The sequence below is a fragment of the Corallococcus macrosporus DSM 14697 genome (assembly GCF_002305895.1).
Lineage (GTDB): Bacteria > Myxococcota > Myxococcia > Myxococcales > Myxococcaceae > Myxococcus > Myxococcus macrosporus.
The window spans coordinates 3,940,632-3,956,872 of record NZ_CP022203.1 but is presented as its reverse complement, the minus strand read 5'-3'; the positions used below and the strand labels follow the sequence as shown (position 1 = coordinate 3,956,872).

The window sequence follows — 16,241 nt, the reverse complement described above, 5'->3', positions numbered from 1 at the left end:
TTCCTGTGCGTCAGAAGAGGACAGAGAAGCCGGCGTAGAAGCTCACGTTGTTGAGGACGTCGGAGGACGGCTCGGCCACCAGGTCACGGCCCAGGATGATGTCCTCGCGGTAGTTCTTCCGCGTCTTCGGGTCGACGCCGTCGAACTTCTCGTAGCGGCAGCTCCCGCTCAGGTTCAGCGTGGAGAAGTCCTGGTTGGTGGCGCGCGCCGCTTCCAGCGCCTCGAAGTCCGCCAGGTTGCAGCCGTCCACCCGGTCCACCCGCGCGGTATAAATGAGGTCCCTCACCTCCACGCGCAGCGCGTACGACTCACCGAACTGGAGCCGGAAGCCGCCACCCACCGAGCCGAGGAACTTGGTGCCGGTGTCGCCGAAGCGCGCGGGCACCCGGAACGCCTCGCCCTCCACCTCGTTCGTCACCGCCGGCCGGATGAGGTGGCGCGTGGAGCCGATGCCGGCGCCGCCGCTGAGCACCACGCTGAACTGCGCCAGCGAGTTGTTGAGGAAGGCGAACTTGCCGTAGAGCGGGGTGACCTCCACGCCCGCGTGCGCGCCCCACACCAGCAGCAGCGACGAGGCCGCCTGCGCCTGCTCACGCACCTTGTCGATGAGCTCCAGGTTGAAGCCGCTCTCGTTCGAGTACCAGTTGTACTGGCCCATCACCTGGAGGGCGAAGTTCTCCTGCAGGTGGTAGGTGTAGTGCGCCGCCGTGCCCGCGTGGTTGGTGTACTTGCCGTTCACCTGCACCGTGGCCGGGTACAGCGTCAGCTCGTGACGGCCCTCGTCCGCGAAGCGCTTCTTCTGGACGATGTGCACCGACACGTTCGGGTTGTAGAGCGGCGCCCCGTGCACCAGCCGCTGCTGCTGGACGTCCGTGGTGCGCGGCGCGTCGGAGCCCAGGTCGGACGCCAGCACCGGCGCGTCGTCCGGAGCGGGCGGCGCCTCCTGCCCCGCCAGGCCCGTGTCCGCGGGAGCGCCGGGCGACTCCACGGTGGGCGCGGTGTCGGCGGCAGGCGCCGGGTCGGCTTCATCAAGGTTGGCGGGCTCGCCAACGGGCGCCTCGTCGGCGGCGGGCTCGGACGCCGGAGCAGCGCGGACGCCCGCGGGCGGCGCGGCGGCTTCGGTGGCCTCCGCGGGCACCAGCGGCTCCGGCCGGGACGCGGGGCCCACCGGGGCCTCCGGAGGCGACTGGGGCTGCTCGGCCGGCGGCACGGACGTCTCCGCACCGGGCGCGGGCACTTGCTGGACCTGGGCCAGCGCGAAGGCCGGCGCCGGGACGCGCGGCGCGGCCTGCGGGGCCGTGGCGACAAGGAGCGCGAGGGACAGGAACGGTCGCATAGTCAGGTGGACCTAGAAGGAGAAGGTGTAGCCAAGGTCGAACTGCACCAGGTGCGTGAGGCCAGGACTGCGCGCGGGCTCACCCGTCGCCTGCCCCGCCTCCCACGCGTCGCGCGACAGGTTGACGCGGTAGTTGTCCCGGAAGACCCAGTCGCGCAGCTCCAGGCGCACGCCGTGGTTGTTCCGGATGAAGAAGCGGAAGCCCACCGCCGCGGACACCACCGGGGCCACCCGCGACTCCCTCACCCAGTAGTCCTGGGAGGCCGAGCCGCGATCATCCACCGACGTCCGGTTGTCACAGATGCCCAGCTCGCGGTTCACCACCTGCGCGCACTGGATGACGGACCGGCGCTCGAAGGAGCCCAGGCCGCCGCCGGCCCAGACGTAGGCCTGGAAGTGGGCCGGCAGGTCCGACAGCAGGCTGAGCTTCCCGTAGATGGGCGCCCAGCGGACACCGGCCACCCCGTGCAGGTTCATCTGCCAGAGGTCTTCCAGCTCGTCGGTGACGCGCTTGTCCTCGCGGTTGAGGAAGCTCTCGGAGATGGAGCGCGCCAGGCCCGTGTGACGGCTGGCCGCATAGCCCGCCCGCGCCTCCACCGCGAAGGTGTTGAAGAGGTTGAAGGCCACGCCGGCGTTGAAGACGTAGTGCGCCGTCAGGCGCGTCTGCAGCGGCAGACCCACCCCCAGGGACACCTCCAGCTTGCCGCCCGGCTCGTACAGCCGGTTGCGGACGACGACCTTGTCCAGGACGTTCTCATCGTCCTGTGCCGCGGCGACCGGCGCCGCCAACGAGACGGCCAACGAAGCGAAGACGCAGAGCGTGCGTGCGATCATAATCCTGCCCGGCCCGTGGGGTGGGCCGCCATGAGCGGGAGCAACAGGGGCTCCCGCCAGCCACGGAGTTCCGCGTCACCTGACGCTTCTGACTCCTTTGTGGGGCCTGGATGTGCGCACGGCTTCCACGACCGACAAGCCGGAGATGGCCAAGCGTCGGAATTCTTTTCACGGTCGCCCCCACCGGACGCCCACCGGTCAACGTTTCCGGGGCACGCGGTGGCACGGGACGTGATGAAGCAGGCAGCCGGGTCGTCACGCGGGGCAGACACCTGCCCACCCACGGAAACCGCACGGCACCCTGCCCCGCAAAGACGAACGCCCCGCCCGGATGCCCGACGAGTCGGGCCCGGAGGCGGGGCGTTTCGAGCGTCAGACGCTCAGCAGCGGACTACGCGCCGCGCGCGGCCTTGTGCTGCGCGCGCATGGCCGCCTTGATGGAGGGGCGGATGTAGACGACGCCGTCCCTGTGGCCGGCGACGGCGCCCTTCACGAGCACCAGGCCCTTCTCCACGTCCACGTCCACCACGGTCAGGTTCTGGGTGGTGACCTGCTCCACGCCGTAGTGACCGGGCATCTTCTTGTTCGGGTACACGCGGCCCGGCGTCTTGCGCTGACCGATGGCGCCCGGGTGACGCTGGTACTCGTGCGTACCGTGCGTCTTCGTCTGCGAGCCCTTGAAGTTCCAGCGGCGCATGACGCCGGAGAAACCGCGGCCCTTGGTGACGCCCGTGACGTCCACCAGCTCGCCCTTGGAGAACATGTCCGCCTTGACGGCGTCGCCCACGTTGAAGGAGGCAGCCTCCTCCGGCGTGACGCGGAACTCCTTCAGGTGGCGGCGGTAAGGCGCGTTGGCCTTCTTGAAGAAGCCCCGCTCGGCCAGGTTGAGAATCTTCTCGCGGATCTCACCAAACCCAATGGTCACCGCGGAGTACTTGTCCTTCTCCGGGGTGCGCTTGCCAACGACCTGGCACGTGCCTACGTCGATCACCGTGACCGGGACGAGGTTGCCCTCATCGTTGAACACCTGGGTCATGCCGATCTTCTTGCCAATCAGACCCTTCACGTCGTCCTCACTGCCAGCGCGCTGGTGGCGCGGAAAAACCCAATAAGTTCAATGACCTGGACTGCACGCGTCCCCGCGGTCGCCAGGAAGCGGCGCAATGTAGCAGACAGGTCCCCGCCGTCAAGCACTACGGGCGGGTGCCTCTCTCACTGCGCGCGATCCAACCGCGGGTAGAACGGTGCGAGCTGCGCATCGTTGATGCGCTGTGCATACACGTCTTCGCCCAGGAGGAACAGTGCTTGATCCAGATAATCCTCCGCGGCCTGGACCTGTTCTTCCTTGGCGGCGATCGCCTGGTCGAGCTCCGCCATGCGGTGCTCGTGATCCAGCTTGCGCTCCTCCGCCTCGTCCTCCATCTCCAGCATGCGCTTGTGCGCCAGGATGCCGGCCGCGCCGGGCTGGCCGGGCTCGGGCGTGAGCGCAGTGGACAGGCGGGCCTCCAGGTCCTCCAGCTCACGGCCGAGCCGCATCTGCTGGAGCCGGTTCTTCTTCAGGTTGGTGCGGGCCACGTCGATCTTGTCGGGCCGCTCGCCGGTCAGCTCCATGTCGCTGATCTTCTGCTCCAGCTTGGCCAGGCCGTCCTCGGCGTAGCGCTGCTCCGCCCTGCGTGACGCGAGCGTCTTGCGCAGCTCCTTCACCTTGCCGTCGATGGCATCCACCGCCTTCTTCCACTTCTTGACGATGGCGCCGTGCTTTGCCCGCTCCTCTTCCTGCACGGCGAGAAAGTCCGAATACACCGCGTCCTCGTCGTTCATCTCCTGCTCGAGCGCCGCCAGCTCGTCCCGGCGCGCCACCACGGCCTCCTCGGCCCGGTAGACGCGATCCATGGAGCGGGGGCAGGTGGGCTTGCCCGGCAACCTGTCCCGGGCCAGGTCACCTAGCTGGAAGATGAGATCGTTGTAGCTCTCCTTCGCCATGGACGGATTTCTACGCCCAACGCGCGGGGACTGTCACCGCCGGAGCGAGGAAACCCGCGACATTCCCTCAAGAATCACCCGGGGCGGCGCTGGCCGGCGGGGCGCCATGCACCACCGGCCCCAGGGCGCCTTCCGCCAGGGACAGCAGCTCCCGGGAGCGGTCCTGCTCCTCGGTGCGGTTCAGCTCGCAGACCCAGGCCGAGGACAGATCCGCCTGCTGACGGGCCAGCTCGGCGGTCGTCTCGTAGCGCGCGGCCGACGCGCGGGCGAAGGCCCCCTCGCGGCGCAGCTCCAGCAACGTATCCGGATCCAACTCGATGTCCTCGGGCGGAACCGGCAGGGGCCCACGGCCCAGCGCCGCCAGCCGTGCGAGGAGTCGCGAGGCATGCGCTCGACAGAACGCGGCCAGCACCATCAGCCGGGCCCGGACCCTCGCATCCGCGATTCGCTCCGCCAGCGCCGTCATCCGCCGGGCGGAGACCACCTCCGCCTCCCACGCGGCGGCCAGCGCCGCGGCCAACCGGGTATGCCTCGCACCCATCGACGTCCCCCTGTTCCCTACCTTCAATCCGCCAACGTAGGAACGCCGCGCGTGGGATTCAACCGAGGGCGCGCTCAACCATCCAGTATCCACCAGCCGCGAGGATTCCGATGGACAGTGCCCGCACGGCCCTCGTGTGCAGCGCCGGACGCCGCTGGACCATCCGGAGGATGGGCAGCAGCGCCGCCACCACCAGCGCCTGCCCCAGCTCCACGCCGACGTTGAAGCCCAGCAGCGCCGTCACCACGGACTCGCCCAGGCCGTAGCCGGCCAGCACGCCCGCGAAGCCGAAGCCGTGGATCAGCCCGAAGAGGAAGGTGACGAGCACCCGGTGCCGGTGCTCGCGCCGCAGCAGGTTCTCCACCGCCACATAGATGATGGAGGTGGCGATGGCGGCCTCCACCCACCGGGCAGCTGCGCCTTCCAGCACCACCCACCCCAGCGCGGCGGCCCCCAGCGTCAGCGAGTGCGCCACCGTGAACGACGTCACCAGCAGCAGCACCCGCTTCAGCCCGCCCCCCACCAGCAGCACCGCCAGCAGGAAGGCCAGGTGATCCACGCCCTCGAAGATGTGGCGCATCCCCAGCCCCACCCAGCCGGCGAAGCGGCTCGACAGCGGCGTGCGCCGTCCCCCCTCCGGGACGTCCAGCTCCTGGCGGGAGGCCTCCGCGAACACGGCCCCGGGCACCTCCCCTTCCGTCACGCTGCCCAGGATCACCCGGTACGCCGGTGGCAGCCGCGCCAGCACGGAGAAGCGCTGACGCAGCCTCCCCGGCGGACACTGGAAGGTGGCGGACAGCGCCACGTAGGCGCGCCTCGGCGCCACGCCGTGCGCCGTGCGCGCGCAGGGCTGGCCTCCAGAGGAGAGCGGCATCGCGTCCCAGACGCCCGCCGCGATGGCGTCACGCCGCGCGTGCAGCGCCTCCCGCGTGAGCAGGGACGCCGCCTCCACTGGGGGAGCCAGGAGCCGGCCCAGCGTCTCCGGCGTCAGGGTCAGGACCTGACGGACCTCAGGCGCGTCGGGCGAGTCGCGGTGCGCCTCAATATAAAGGATGTCGGCGTCGTGCGCGGCGGCGGCGCCCGCGGCCAGCAGCAGGCACGCGAGCACGGCGCGGGGGGAGACCCACGTCATGATGGCCCCCCAGCCTGCCGTCACGGCCCGTCCGCGTCCACCCCGGGACTATTCCGAAACGAAGCGCAGCTCCACCTGCTGGCGGCCGCTCATCGGGTCATGCCGCGCGCCACAGGAGAAGCAGTGGAGGGCCTGGTCCCACTCCCAGAGCACCTTCACCTCCTCGCCGCAGCAGAGCATGGGCATGACGCGCAGCAGCTCGTCCGGCTCCGGCGCCATGGGCCCCGGCAGGGCCTCCGGCTCCACCGCCACGAAGGTGGGCCTGGGATTGACGGCCAGCGTGCGCGCCACGTGCGCGAGCTGCTCGTAGCGCACGTGGTTGGCCCAGCCGCGCGCCACGGCCTCCAGGTGCGTCTGCTGGGCGGGCGTGAGGAAGCCGTCCGCCTCCGCGCGGTGGCCACAGTACGGACAGCCCCAGACGGGGAGGCCCTCCACGCACTCATGGGCGTTCTCGAACGGAAAGAAGCCCAGCAGCTTGTGCAGCACCGCCCGCGCGTCCAACGGCCCCGGACGCGTCTTGAAGGGCCGCTGGCACTCCGGGCACTCGCGGCGCGTGAAGCCCACGGCGTCCCGGGGCAGCTCCACCCCCGTCACCTCCGGCGCCGCGCGCCTCACGCCGAGGCCGCCCGACGGCCGTGTGACACCACCGCCAGGAGGAGGGCCACCATCGCGAACAGCAGCAGCAGGTGGACCCAATAGCCCTCGGTGGAGCCGGTGGTCAGCCCCATGCACCACAACACCAACAGGATGACACCCATCGTCCAGTACACGCCGCACCTCCCCGCGCATCCACAGCCTGGCGCGGGCAAACCTAGGGACAGGCCTCCGGACGGGCAACCCGGTCCTTTTCACAGCCTCCCGTTGGGAACGGCACTTCGCCACCCGGGCATTTTTTCAGATCGCCGGGGGCACCCGCCGCGCCAGGGAGGGCAGTTTCGTGGGCGCTCTTAAGGAGGGACACGCCGCGTGTGAGTCCTGGCACGCGGGCTGCTTAGGCGCTGCTCCGTCGGCAGGTCAGGACATCCGTACGGGGTACACGGGGCGCGAGCGACACGGCGGCGCCGGGAGGGGTGGGATGAGGGGCTGGACGGTGGCGGTGGCGACGGCGGCTTGGTTGGTGGGCACGGGGACGGGGGCGGTCGCGTTTCCGGTGCAGGTGCCGGACGGCGCCCAGGGCGAGGGCCCTGAGTTGACGGAGCTGCGCGCGAAGCTGGCCGAGCGCGACGCGGAGCTGAAGGCGACCCTGGCGAGGCTCGAGCTCTACGAGGACGAGGCCCACTACGCCAAGGCCGAGGTCCTGGGCATCACGGAGATGGTGAAGGCCTCGCGCCTCCCCGAGCGGCAGCAGCGCCGGCTGGCGGTGGCCATCGTCCGCGAGGCGGAGCGCAACAACATCGACCCGCTGCTGGTGGTGGCCGTCATCCGCTGCGAGAGCTCCTTCAACAACTACGCGGTGTCCCACGTCGGGGCCATGGGCCTGATGCAGGTGATGCCGGCCACCGGCACCTGGCTGGCGGACAAGGCCGGCATGCGCCTGGGCCGCAGCAGCAACCTCTTCGACTCGGAGACCAACGTGGAGCTGGGGACCGCGTACCTGGCGGACCTCATCCAGCGCTTCGGCACGGTGGAGAAGGCCCTGGTCGCCTACAACGCCGGCCCCGGACTGGCCCGCCGCATCCTGGCCAAGAAGGAGGCGCGCACGAAGTTCATGGCCGGCTACCCCGCCAAGGTCGTGAAGGAGTTCCGCAAGCTGAAGGCTGAACAGGAGAAGCAGCTCACACTCCGGGAGACCCAGAAGGCACACGGCCAGAAGAGCTGAAGGCTGAGCGACAGGCCGTCCGACGGGTGCATGACAGTCGCGAGAAAGTTGCGCTGCGGGGGGTAACCAAACGCGCGGAGCGTGTGCACTGTGCGCCGGGCGGGAGCACCCCACGGGTCCTCCGTGGAAGGCCTGGAGCGACCACGTTCCGGCCGGGGCTCCGCGCCAACTTGGAGAGCACAGCAATGGCGGGGCTACAGATCCACCGTGAAGAGACCGCAGGGTTCGTGACGCTGCGGCTGGAAGGCACGCTGGACGGCAAGACGGCGGAGGAGGTCCAGACCTCGCTCAGCACCCTGAGTGGCCGCGAGGTCGTCCTGGACTTCACCCACCTGCGGGAGTTCAAGGACAGCGCCGTGGGCGTCCTGACGCGGGGACTGGTGGAGCGCCCCGTGCAGCTCCGCGGCCTGGCCACGCACCACGAGCGGATGTTCCGGTACTTCGGTGTGGGAACAGGGACGTCGAAGCGCCCCGCCTACTACACGCCCGAGGACATCTTCCTGGCCTGAGGCGCCGCGCCGCCCAGGGAGGGAGGGAGCGTCCGGGGTGAAAGCCCGGACGCGAGGCGTGTTGGCGGACGAGGGAGTCGGCTACAGTGGCGGCAGATGAACCAGCCCGCCCGCGCCCTCTCCCCGGTGCCTTCCCCCGCCAACGCGCGCTCGGCGATGGAGCGCATCGCCACCCAGCTTGGCCGCGCCGTTCAAGGCAAGTCCTCCCAGCTCCAGCTCGTGGTGACGTCCCTGGTGGCTGGCGGCCACGTGCTGCTGGAGGACGTGCCGGGCGTGGGCAAGACGACGCTCGCCGAGGCGCTGGCCAGGGCCTGCGGCCTGAGCTTCGCCCGCGTCCAGTTCACCGCGGACCTGATGCCCGCGGACGTGCTGGGCGCCCAGGTCTTCCACGCGCAGACCGCCACCTTCCAGTTCCGTCCCGGTCCCCTCTTCCGGCAGCTCGTGCTGGCGGACGAGCTGAACCGCGCCCCGCCGCGCACCCAGTCCGCGCTGCTGGAGGCCATGGCCCAGGGGCAGGTGTCGCTCGACGGCGCCACCCACGCGCTGCCCATGCCCTTCACCGTGGTGGCCACGCAGAACCCGGTGGACTTCTCCGGCACCTACCCGCTGCCGGACTCGCAGCTCGACCGCTTCATGGTGCGCATGTCCCTGGGCCACCCGACGCCGGACGTGGAGGCCGGGCTGCTCGTCACCCGTGACGGCACCCCGCCGCTGGACGCGGTGGAGACGGTGTCCGGCCCCGAGGAGCTGGCGTCGCTGCGCGCCTTCGCCGCCGCCCTGCGGCTGGACGCGTCGGTGGCGGACTACGTGGTGCGGCTGGCCACGGCCACGCGCTCGCATGGGGACCTGGAGCGCGGCGCCTCCACCCGCGCGGTGCTCGCGCTGGGCGCGGCGGCCCGGGCCAGCGCGCTGTGGGACGCGCGCGACTTCGTCACCCCGGGTGACGTCCGGGCGGTGCTGGTGTCCTGCTGGGCCCACCGCGTCCTCCTGCGCAGCGCCGTGCAGGGCGTGTCCGCGCGCGACGAGGCGGCGCACCTGCTGGAGGAGATTGCCCGAAAGGTCCCGGCGCCCCGGTGAAGCCCCGGCTCCCGCCCTGGTGGGCCCGGGTTCGCTCGCGGCTCCGCCCGCCGCGCACCCTCAAGGTAACGCGCATCGGACGCACCTACCTGGTGGTGACGTTCGGCGTGGGCCTGGGCGCGCTCAACACCGGCAACAACCTCCTCTACCTGCTGCTGGGCCTGCTGCTCAGCATGGTGGTGGTCTCCGGCGTCCTCTCCGAGCGCTGCCTGCGCTACCTGTCGGTGCGGCGCGTGGGCGCGGACGCGGCCTTCGCGCAGGAGCCCTTCGCCTTCCGCTGGGCCATCTCCCGCCGCCAGGGCCACGCCTTCGCGCTCACGCTGTCGGAGGCGGACGCGCCGCTCACCGGCGCGGGCGGCGTGGGCTACCTGCCCGCGGGCGTGCAGCACGTCGTGCGCGCGGACCTCACCGCGCCCCAGCGCGGCCCGCTGCTGCTCACGGGCGTGCGCGTCACCACCACCTGGCCGCTGGGCCTGTTCGCCAAGACGCGCGTCTTTCCGCTGGACACCACGCTGCTCATCTATCCGCGGCGGACCTACGCCTGTCAGGACCCGGGCGCGCCGGAGCAGGGCCCCCTGGGCGACGCAGGCAACCCCCGCCGCAACGACGGCAACGGGGACCTGGTGGGCCTGCGGGAGCTGGCGCCGGGTGAGGACGCGCGCCGCATCCACTGGCGCAAGAGCGCCTCCGCCGGGAAGCTGCTGCGGGTGGAGCGCGAGCACGAGGAGCGGCGCACCTTCGTCCTGACGGTGGCCGCCGGGCTGGACGCGGAGGCGCTGGAGCGCCGCTGCGAGGAGGTGGCCGCCCTGGCCCACCGGCTCATCGAGGAGGGCCACGAGGTGGGCCTGGACACGCCGGAGGAGCGGCTCCGCCCCGCCGCGGGCACGGCGCAGGAGCGGCGCCTGCTGCGCGCGCTGGCGTGGCTGGGACACGAGCGCCCGCGCGGTGACGAGGAGGCGGCATGAGGAAGGGCACGCGGCTGCGGCTGGTGCTGCGGGACCTGGGCTCCGGGTTCGCCTTCGCCTCCATGGCGGTGTCCGGCCAGCTCCCCGTCTGGGCCCTGGCGCTCTACGGCGTGGCGCTGGTGGCCGCGCTGGCGGGGCGGCGGCCCTTCTCCAACCGGGTGAAGCTCACGGCGCTGCTGCTGCTGGCCGTGGCGCTGACGCTGGGGACGAACGTGCTGGCGGGCTCGCTCAACCTGGTGGTGGCGGCCTGTACCTTCGCGGGCCTCATCTCCGCGCAGCGCCTGCTGTCCACGCCGGACGCAGCCACCGACGGGCAGGTCCACCTGTCTGGCCTGCTGATGGTGGCGGGCGGCGCGGCGCTCTCCGGTGAGCTCGTCTACGGCCTGTTCCTGATTGTCTTCGGCGTGCTGGCCAGCAGCGCCCTGGCGCTGGGCGTGGTGGAGGCCGCCGTCCCGGACGGAGAGCCGGTGCCGGTGCGCGCGGTGACGGGCCCGCTGGCCACGGGCGTGGGCTTCGCCGTGCTGGGCGCGGTGGCCTTCTTCATCCTCTTCCCACGCCTCAACTGGAACATGATTGGCCCCAGCGCCGCGCCCGGGTTGGGCGTGGCCACCGCGGGGTTCTCCGACACGGTGCGCCTGGGCGGCGCGGGCACCATCAAGGACAACCCCCGCATCGTGCTGCGCGCCACCCTGTCTCCGGACCCGGAGCGGGAGGCGCTCGACGCGTACTGGGTGGGCCGCACCTACGACGTGTTCGACGGCCAGGAGTGGTCCAACGCGCGCACCGCGAATGGCGACGCCGAGTTCATGAAGACGCTGCGGCCGGGCCGGGAGAACCTGGTCCACCAGCGCGTGGAGCTGATGCCGGCCTACGGCGCGCGCACGCTGGTGGCGCTGGAGACCCCCTCCCGGCTGGGCAACGCGGTGGCCAACACCCAGCTTGGCCCGCGGCGCACCCGCATCGTGGAGCTGGGCGGCGGCGAGGTGCGCTTCCGCGACAAGGGCATCTCCTATTCCTACGAGGCCTACAGCCTCCCGCCGGACGCCAGCGGGGATGACCTGCGAGAGTTGCCCCCGGAGGAGCAGGACGCCCTGCTGACGCTGCCGGAGGGGTTGGACATCCGCGTCGCCCAGACGGCCGCGCGGGTGCTCAACGGCGAGCGCGACCCGCTGGTGGCCGCGCAGAAGCTGTCCGCGTGGCTGCAGCGCGAGTACAGCTACACGCTGGAGCTGAGCGGGGACGTGCCGGATCCGGTGGCCGACTTCCTCTTCCAGCGCAAGCAGGGCCACTGCGAGCACTTCGCCACCGCGCTCACGCTGATGCTGCGCACCCAGGGCATGCGCGCGCGGCTGGCCACCGGCTTCTTCGGCGGCGAGCGCGTCACGGGCGGCTACGTGGTCCGCGCCGGAGACGCGCACGCCTGGACGCACGTGCTGGTGCCGGGCCGCGGCTTCGTCACCGTGGACGCGACGCCCCCCGCCCACCGCGCCAGCCAGTCCGCGCGGCTGCTGGAGCAGCTCATCAACTTCTACGAGGTCCTGGAGTCGCAGTGGCGCGACGTCATCCTCGACTACAACTTCCGCGATCAGCTCACCGTCATCCGCTCCCTCACGCAGCCGCGGGACGTCCCCAGGCCGGACGCGCCGCCCAGCCGCGCGCCGCCGCCCCGGGCCTGGGGGGCCGCGCTCCTGGCCGCCGTGGCCGCCTATGCCGCCTGGCGCCTGCTGGCGCAGTCCCTGTCCCGCGAGCGCCCCCTGGCGGCCACGCGCTTCGTGGACGCCGTGGAGGCCCTGCTCGCCTCCGCTCGAATCACCCGCGATGAAGGCGAGACGCTGGAGGCGCTGGATGCCCGGCTCGCCAGCCAGCGGCATCCCCTCTCGCCTGCCCTGGCCCCCATCACCCGCCGGTATCTGGAGGCCCGCTTCGGCGGCCGGCCGCTCCAGCAGGGCGAGGCCGCGCGCCTGCTGGCGGACCTGAAGCGCGCCGTGCTCACCGAGTCCCGGCGCGTCGCCAACCAGGGCACCCGCCCGCCCCAGGCGCGCGCTTCCTGAGACACAGACATCAAGCCCCGCGCCTGACTGTCCGGCCGCCCACCTCGCGGACCGGCGGCCCAGGTGTGTCAGCGGCCTGAGGCGTCGTTACGCCTTTCCCGGCGGGGCGGCCACGCGGTGGTGCGTGCGTCGCTCCAAGGGCCGCGTCCCACCGGGGGCGCGGTCCTTCGCCGTCACACCGTCTGGGCGTGCCTGCCCGCACGCCTTCACAGGAGGCTCGAATGCGAACAGTTCTGAATCTCCTACAGCTAGCGCATCCGGCGATTCATGCCGGTGCAACGTAACGGTTACAGGATTGCGGCCTTGTACACGCCGCCGGAGCACGCCAACCCCTCGCAGACACTGGGAATGGTCCTCGAGGGCAGGTTGGCACTTCCGTTGCTCAAGCTCCCATCGTCACGTCGACAGACGAAATCCATCCATTCTCGGCCTCCCCGCGAGGCCCACCGTCGGAGAAACCATTCATGCAGGCATCCACCGAGCAGTCCTCCAACTCCGGCTCCCTCGCGATGTACCTCTCGGAGATCAACCACTACTCCCTCCTCAAGGTGGAGGAGGAGCAGGAGCTGGCGCGCCGCTTCCTCAAGGGCGACCTGGCGGCCGGCCACCGGATGGTGACGGCCAACCTGCGCTTCGTGGTGAAGGTCGCCTACGAGTACCGCTCCTACGGCATCAAGATGTCCGACCTCATCCAGGAGGGGAATATCGGCCTGATGAAGGCGGTGCAGAAGTTCGACCCCGACAAGGGCATCCGGCTCATCTCCTACGCCGTCTGGTGGATTCGCGCGTACATCCAGAACTACATCCTCAAGAGCTGGTCGCTGGTGAAGTTGGGGACCACGCAGGCGCAGCGGAAGCTGTTCTTCAGCCTGGCCCGCACGCGGCGGGAGCTGGAGAAGTTCGGCAGCGGCGACGCGGCGGTGAATGTGGATGACATCGCCCGGCGGCTCCACGTGAAGCCGGGCGAGGTGCGGGAGATGGAGCAGCGCATGGGCGGGCGGGATTTGTCGCTGGACGCGCCCATGGGTGAGGACGGCGGCAACAGCCACGTGGACTTCGTGGTGAGCGCCGCGGCCCCGCAGGACGACGAGTTCGCCGACAAGGAGGAGGCGGGCCTCATCAACGCCCGCGTCCGCACCGCGCTGATGCGCCTGGACCCGCGCGAGCGCTTCATCATCGAGCAGCGCGTCATGAACGAGCGCCCCATGACGCTCAAGGAGCTGGGCGAGCACTTCGGCTTCTCGCGCGAGCGCGCCCGCCAGTTGGAGATTCGCGCCAAGGACAAGCTCAAGTCCGAGCTGGCCGCGCTCATGGCCGAGGTGGACCCCGAGGCCGCCGCCGTCCAGCAGTGAGCCGGCCAGGCCGCCCCCGGCAATCCGGGGCTGGCCTGCCTCAAGGCGCCTCCGCCCTACCGGCGGGGGCGCTTGCCATTTGAGGGCGTTGTTTCACGGCCAGCCAGGGGCCTGCTAGAAGGGGCCGGTTTCCCTTTGAAGGAGCCCCCGCTTGGCCCACGGTTCGCCGCCGATCTCCGAGGATCGCGTCCCGGTCGCGCAGACCACCGCGACAGTCGCCCATACTCCGTACGTCCCCCCCGACAGGTCTCCGGCGGAGATGACGATGCGGGCGCTGGTGCTCGGCTCGTTGCTGGGCATCGTGTTCGCCGCGTCGTCCGTGTACCTGGCCATCAAGGTGGGCCTCACCGTCTCCGCGTCCATCCCCGTGGCGGTGCTCTCCATCGCCATCTTCCGGGCCCTGGGCAACTCCAGCATCCTGGAGAACACCATCGTCCAGACGACGGGCTCCGCGGGTGAGTCGCTCGCCTTCGGCGTGGCCGCCGCGCTCCCCGCCCTGCTGCTGCTGGGCTACGACATCAGCCTCACCCACGCCTTCCTCACGGCGGCGCTGGGCGGCGTGCTCGGCGTGCTGATGATGATTCCGCTGCGCCAGGGCCTCATCGTCCAGGAGCACGGCAAGCTGCCCTACCCGGAGGGCACCGCCAGCGCGGACGTGCTCATCGTCGGCGAGCAGGGGGGCACCAACGCCCGCACCGTCATCACCGGATTCATCGTGGGCGGCGTCTACAAGCTGGCCTACTCCGGCATGAAGCTGTTCCGCGAGGTGCTCAGCACCCCGCTGAAGGGCCTCAAGAGCGCCACCCTCTCCACCGAGGTGAGCCCGGAGCTGCTGGGCGTGGGCTACATCATCGGGCCCCGCGTGGCGGCCATCACCTTCGCCGGTGGCGTGCTGAGCTACCTCATCCTCATCCCCGCCATCTCCTTCTTCGGCGGTGGGCTGGAGACGCCGCTGCTGATGCACAACGGCCAGCTCATCCGGGACATGTCGCCGGACGAGATCCGCAACGCGTACGTGCTGTACATCGGCGCGGGCGCGGTGGCCACGGGCGGCCTCATCAGCCTCATCCGCTCCCTGCCCACCATCGTCGGGGCCTTCAAGCGCAGCCTGGAGTCGCTCAAGGCCTCGCGCGGCCAGGGCGCCATGCCGCAGCTCCTGCGCACCGAGCAGGACCTGCCCATCACCGTGGTGCTGGGCGGCAGCGCGGCGCTGGTGCTGGCCATCTGGCTGGCGCCGCCGCTGGAGGTGAACTTCATCTCCGCCGTCCTCATCGTCATCTTCGGCTTCTTCTTCGTCACGGTGAGCGCGCGCATCACCGGTGAGATTGGCAGCTCGTCCAACCCCATCTCCGGCATGGTGGTGGCCACGCTGCTCATCACCTGCCTCGTGTACCTGCTGATGGGCTGGACGTCGTCCGAGGACCGCTTCATGGCCCTCACCACGGCGGCCATCGTCGGCATCGCCGCGTCCAACGGCGGCACCACCGCGCAGGACCTCAAGACGGCCTTCCTGGTGGGCGGCACCCCCAAGCGCCAGCAGGTGGCGCTCTTCGTCGGCGTGCTCACAAGCGCGATGTTCATCGGCCTGGTGCTGGTGACGCTCAACCGCGGCGCCACCGTCACCATCCCCGAGCCCCACCCGGGCGTGCAGGTGACGGAGTTCTCCAACGAGACGCGGGTGCAGCACACCTTCCCCTGGGCCGTCTCCGCCGACGCGCTGGCTTCGCGCGGCCTGGACGAGGCGGCGCTGCGCAAGGCCGTCTGGGCGCAGGGCTACGAGCTGAACACGCAGGGCGGCGCGCTGGAGCTGCGGAGCTGGCGCGATGTGTCCCCGCAGGACCTGGGCGCGGTGACGCTCAACGTCCCCAGCGGCGCCCCCGTCAAGGTGGCGGACCTGGGCGCCGTCACGGACGGCCCGGAGCGCACCTACAAGGAAGGCTACGTGCGCGGCGCGGACACGCCGGTGCCCGCGGGCAAGTACCTCGTCGATGAGGCCGGCGGCATCCAGTACGTGGTGGACCCGGGCATCGGCGGCCGCATCAGCGTCTACGAGGGCCAGCAGCTCACGCGCTACGCGGCGCCCAAGGCGCAGCTCTTCGCGCTCATCATCGACGGCATCCTCACCCAGAAGCTGCCGTGGGACCTGGTGCTCCTGGGCGTCTTCATCGCGCTGATGCTGGAGCTGTGCGGCGTGTCCTCGCTGCCCTTCGCGGTGGGCGTGTACCTGCCCATCAGCAGCAGCGCGCCGCTCTTCGTGGGCGGCATGGTGCGCTACTTCGTGGACCGCATCCGCGGCGGCGAGTCCGACTTCTCGCCGGGCACCCTGCTCTCCTCCGGCTTCATCGCCGGCGGCTCCATCGCGGGCGTGCTCATCGCGTTCCTCGAAATCGCCACCGACGGAGCAGGCACGCGCGCGCTGAACCTGCCCGCCCTGCTGGGCAACCAGGGCGGCCTGGGCGCCTTCCTCAACGCCGTGGGCGAGAGCGAGCACGCCCACCCGCTGTGGTCCAACCTCTGGGGCCTGCTCTTCTTCGCCGGCCTGACGCTGTTCCTGCTGCGCTCCGCCCTCAAGGGCCAGAGCGCCGCCATGTCTCCGCCGCCGCGGAAGGAGGCGTGAGCCTGGACCCGGGCGGCTCGCTTCG

15 protein-coding genes are annotated in these 16,241 nt (G+C 71.1%); 7 read left to right on the top strand and 8 right to left on the bottom strand.

The window, feature by feature from the left end; genetic code table 11:
* Nucleotides 1-10: 10 nt before the first annotated feature.
* The 8 genes from MYMAC_RS16750 to MYMAC_RS36855 all read right to left on the bottom strand — a co-directional run bounded on the left by MYMAC_RS16750 (nucleotide 11) and on the right by MYMAC_RS36855 (nucleotide 6,596).
* On the bottom strand, nucleotides 11-1,336 hold the full coding sequence (locus MYMAC_RS16750) for an outer membrane beta-barrel domain-containing protein (RefSeq protein WP_095958795.1): 1,326 nt from the start codon (nucleotides 1,334-1,336) through the stop codon (nucleotides 11-13).
* A gap of 12 nt (nucleotides 1,337-1,348) precedes the next feature.
* On the bottom strand, nucleotides 1,349-2,170 hold the full coding sequence (locus MYMAC_RS16745; RefSeq protein WP_013939929.1) for an outer membrane beta-barrel domain-containing protein: 822 nt from the start codon (nucleotides 2,168-2,170) through the stop codon (nucleotides 1,349-1,351).
* Nucleotides 2,171-2,561: 391 nt separating this feature from the next.
* Nucleotides 2,562-3,236 (bottom strand): 50S ribosomal protein L3, encoded by a 675-nt coding sequence (rplC, locus tag MYMAC_RS16740; protein ID WP_013939928.1) that lies wholly within the window; start codon nucleotides 3,234-3,236, stop codon nucleotides 2,562-2,564.
* 146 nt (nucleotides 3,237-3,382) lie between these two features.
* Entirely contained in the window at nucleotides 3,383-4,153 is a 771-nt protein-coding gene (locus MYMAC_RS16735; protein WP_095958794.1) for a hypothetical protein, read from the bottom strand.
* Between the two features lie 67 nt (nucleotides 4,154-4,220).
* Complete coding sequence (locus tag MYMAC_RS16730; RefSeq protein ID WP_043711123.1) at nucleotides 4,221-4,694, bottom strand: hypothetical protein; 474 nt, start codon at nucleotides 4,692-4,694, stop codon at nucleotides 4,221-4,223.
* Nucleotides 4,695-4,752: 58 nt separating this feature from the next.
* Nucleotides 4,753-5,826 carry a HupE/UreJ family protein gene (locus tag MYMAC_RS16725; RefSeq protein WP_095961598.1) on the bottom strand — a complete coding sequence of 358 codons (1,074 nt, stop codon included), beginning with the start codon at nucleotides 5,824-5,826 and terminating at the stop codon, nucleotides 4,753-4,755.
* Nucleotides 5,827-5,874: 48 nt separating this feature from the next.
* A complete protein-coding gene (locus MYMAC_RS16720) occupies nucleotides 5,875-6,441 on the bottom strand; it encodes a hypothetical protein (protein ID WP_013939924.1) in 567 nt (188 codons plus the stop codon).
* Nucleotides 6,438-6,596, bottom strand: coding sequence for a lmo0937 family membrane protein (locus MYMAC_RS36855; RefSeq protein ID WP_013939923.1), 159 nt, complete (start codon nucleotides 6,594-6,596; stop codon nucleotides 6,438-6,440). The genes MYMAC_RS16720 and MYMAC_RS36855 overlap by 4 nt, the downstream gene beginning before the upstream one ends.
* Before the next feature lie 305 nt (nucleotides 6,597-6,901).
* On the opposite strand from MYMAC_RS36855, the gene MYMAC_RS16715 reads away from it, so the two are divergent.
* From MYMAC_RS16715 to MYMAC_RS16685, 7 genes are all read left to right on the top strand, one after another.
* Complete coding sequence (locus MYMAC_RS16715; RefSeq protein ID WP_095958793.1) at nucleotides 6,902-7,645, top strand: lytic transglycosylase domain-containing protein; 744 nt, start codon at nucleotides 6,902-6,904, stop codon at nucleotides 7,643-7,645.
* Nucleotides 7,646-7,830: 185 nt separating this feature from the next.
* Nucleotides 7,831-8,154: an STAS domain-containing protein gene (locus MYMAC_RS16710; protein WP_095958792.1), complete on the top strand. Its 324-nt coding sequence runs from the start codon at nucleotides 7,831-7,833 to the stop codon at nucleotides 8,152-8,154.
* 96 nt (nucleotides 8,155-8,250) lie between these two features.
* Nucleotides 8,251-9,231, top strand: a complete 981-nt coding sequence (locus tag MYMAC_RS16705; RefSeq protein ID WP_095958791.1) for an AAA family ATPase — start codon at nucleotides 8,251-8,253, stop codon at nucleotides 9,229-9,231.
* Nucleotides 9,228-10,196 (top strand): DUF58 domain-containing protein, encoded by a 969-nt coding sequence (locus tag MYMAC_RS16700; protein ID WP_095958790.1) that lies wholly within the window; start codon nucleotides 9,228-9,230, stop codon nucleotides 10,194-10,196. Before MYMAC_RS16705 ends, MYMAC_RS16700 begins: the two co-directional genes overlap by 4 nt.
* Nucleotides 10,193-12,247 (top strand): transglutaminase TgpA family protein, encoded by a 2,055-nt coding sequence (locus tag MYMAC_RS16695; protein WP_095958789.1) that lies wholly within the window; start codon nucleotides 10,193-10,195, stop codon nucleotides 12,245-12,247. The genes MYMAC_RS16700 and MYMAC_RS16695 overlap by 4 nt, the downstream gene beginning before the upstream one ends.
* Before the next feature lie 464 nt (nucleotides 12,248-12,711).
* The gene (locus MYMAC_RS16690; protein ID WP_013939917.1) at nucleotides 12,712-13,599 is read left to right on the top strand and encodes an RNA polymerase factor sigma-32; all 888 of its coding nucleotides are present in this window, start codon (nucleotides 12,712-12,714) and stop codon (nucleotides 13,597-13,599) included.
* A 151-nt stretch (nucleotides 13,600-13,750) separates the two neighbouring features.
* The gene (locus MYMAC_RS16685) at nucleotides 13,751-16,216 is read left to right on the top strand and encodes an OPT family oligopeptide transporter (RefSeq protein ID WP_095958788.1); all 2,466 of its coding nucleotides are present in this window, start codon (nucleotides 13,751-13,753) and stop codon (nucleotides 16,214-16,216) included.
* Nucleotides 16,217-16,241 lie beyond the last annotated feature (25 nt).

Coding starts and splice junctions, on each gene's coding strand:
- MYMAC_RS16750 (WP_095958795.1), bottom strand. CDS start 1,336: ATGCGACCGTTCCTGTCCCTCGCGCTCCTTGTCGCCACGGCCCCGCAG.
- MYMAC_RS16745 (WP_013939929.1), bottom strand. CDS start 2,170: ATGATCGCACGCACGCTCTGCGTCTTCGCTTCGTTGGCCGTCTCGTTG.
- MYMAC_RS16735 (WP_095958794.1), bottom strand. CDS start 4,153: ATGGCGAAGGAGAGCTACAACGATCTCATCTTCCAGCTAGGTGACCTG.
- MYMAC_RS16730 (WP_043711123.1), bottom strand. CDS start 4,694: ATGGGTGCGAGGCATACCCGGTTGGCCGCGGCGCTGGCCGCCGCGTGG.
- MYMAC_RS16725 (WP_095961598.1), bottom strand. CDS start 5,826: ATGACGTGGGTCTCCCCCCGCGCCGTGCTCGCGTGCCTGCTGCTGGCC.
- MYMAC_RS16715 (WP_095958793.1), top strand. CDS start 6,902: ATGAGGGGCTGGACGGTGGCGGTGGCGACGGCGGCTTGGTTGGTGGGC.
- MYMAC_RS16710 (WP_095958792.1), top strand. CDS start 7,831: ATGGCGGGGCTACAGATCCACCGTGAAGAGACCGCAGGGTTCGTGACG.
- MYMAC_RS16705 (WP_095958791.1), top strand. CDS start 8,251: ATGAACCAGCCCGCCCGCGCCCTCTCCCCGGTGCCTTCCCCCGCCAAC.
- MYMAC_RS16695 (WP_095958789.1), top strand. CDS start 10,193: ATGAGGAAGGGCACGCGGCTGCGGCTGGTGCTGCGGGACCTGGGCTCC.
- MYMAC_RS16690 (WP_013939917.1), top strand. CDS start 12,712: ATGCAGGCATCCACCGAGCAGTCCTCCAACTCCGGCTCCCTCGCGATG.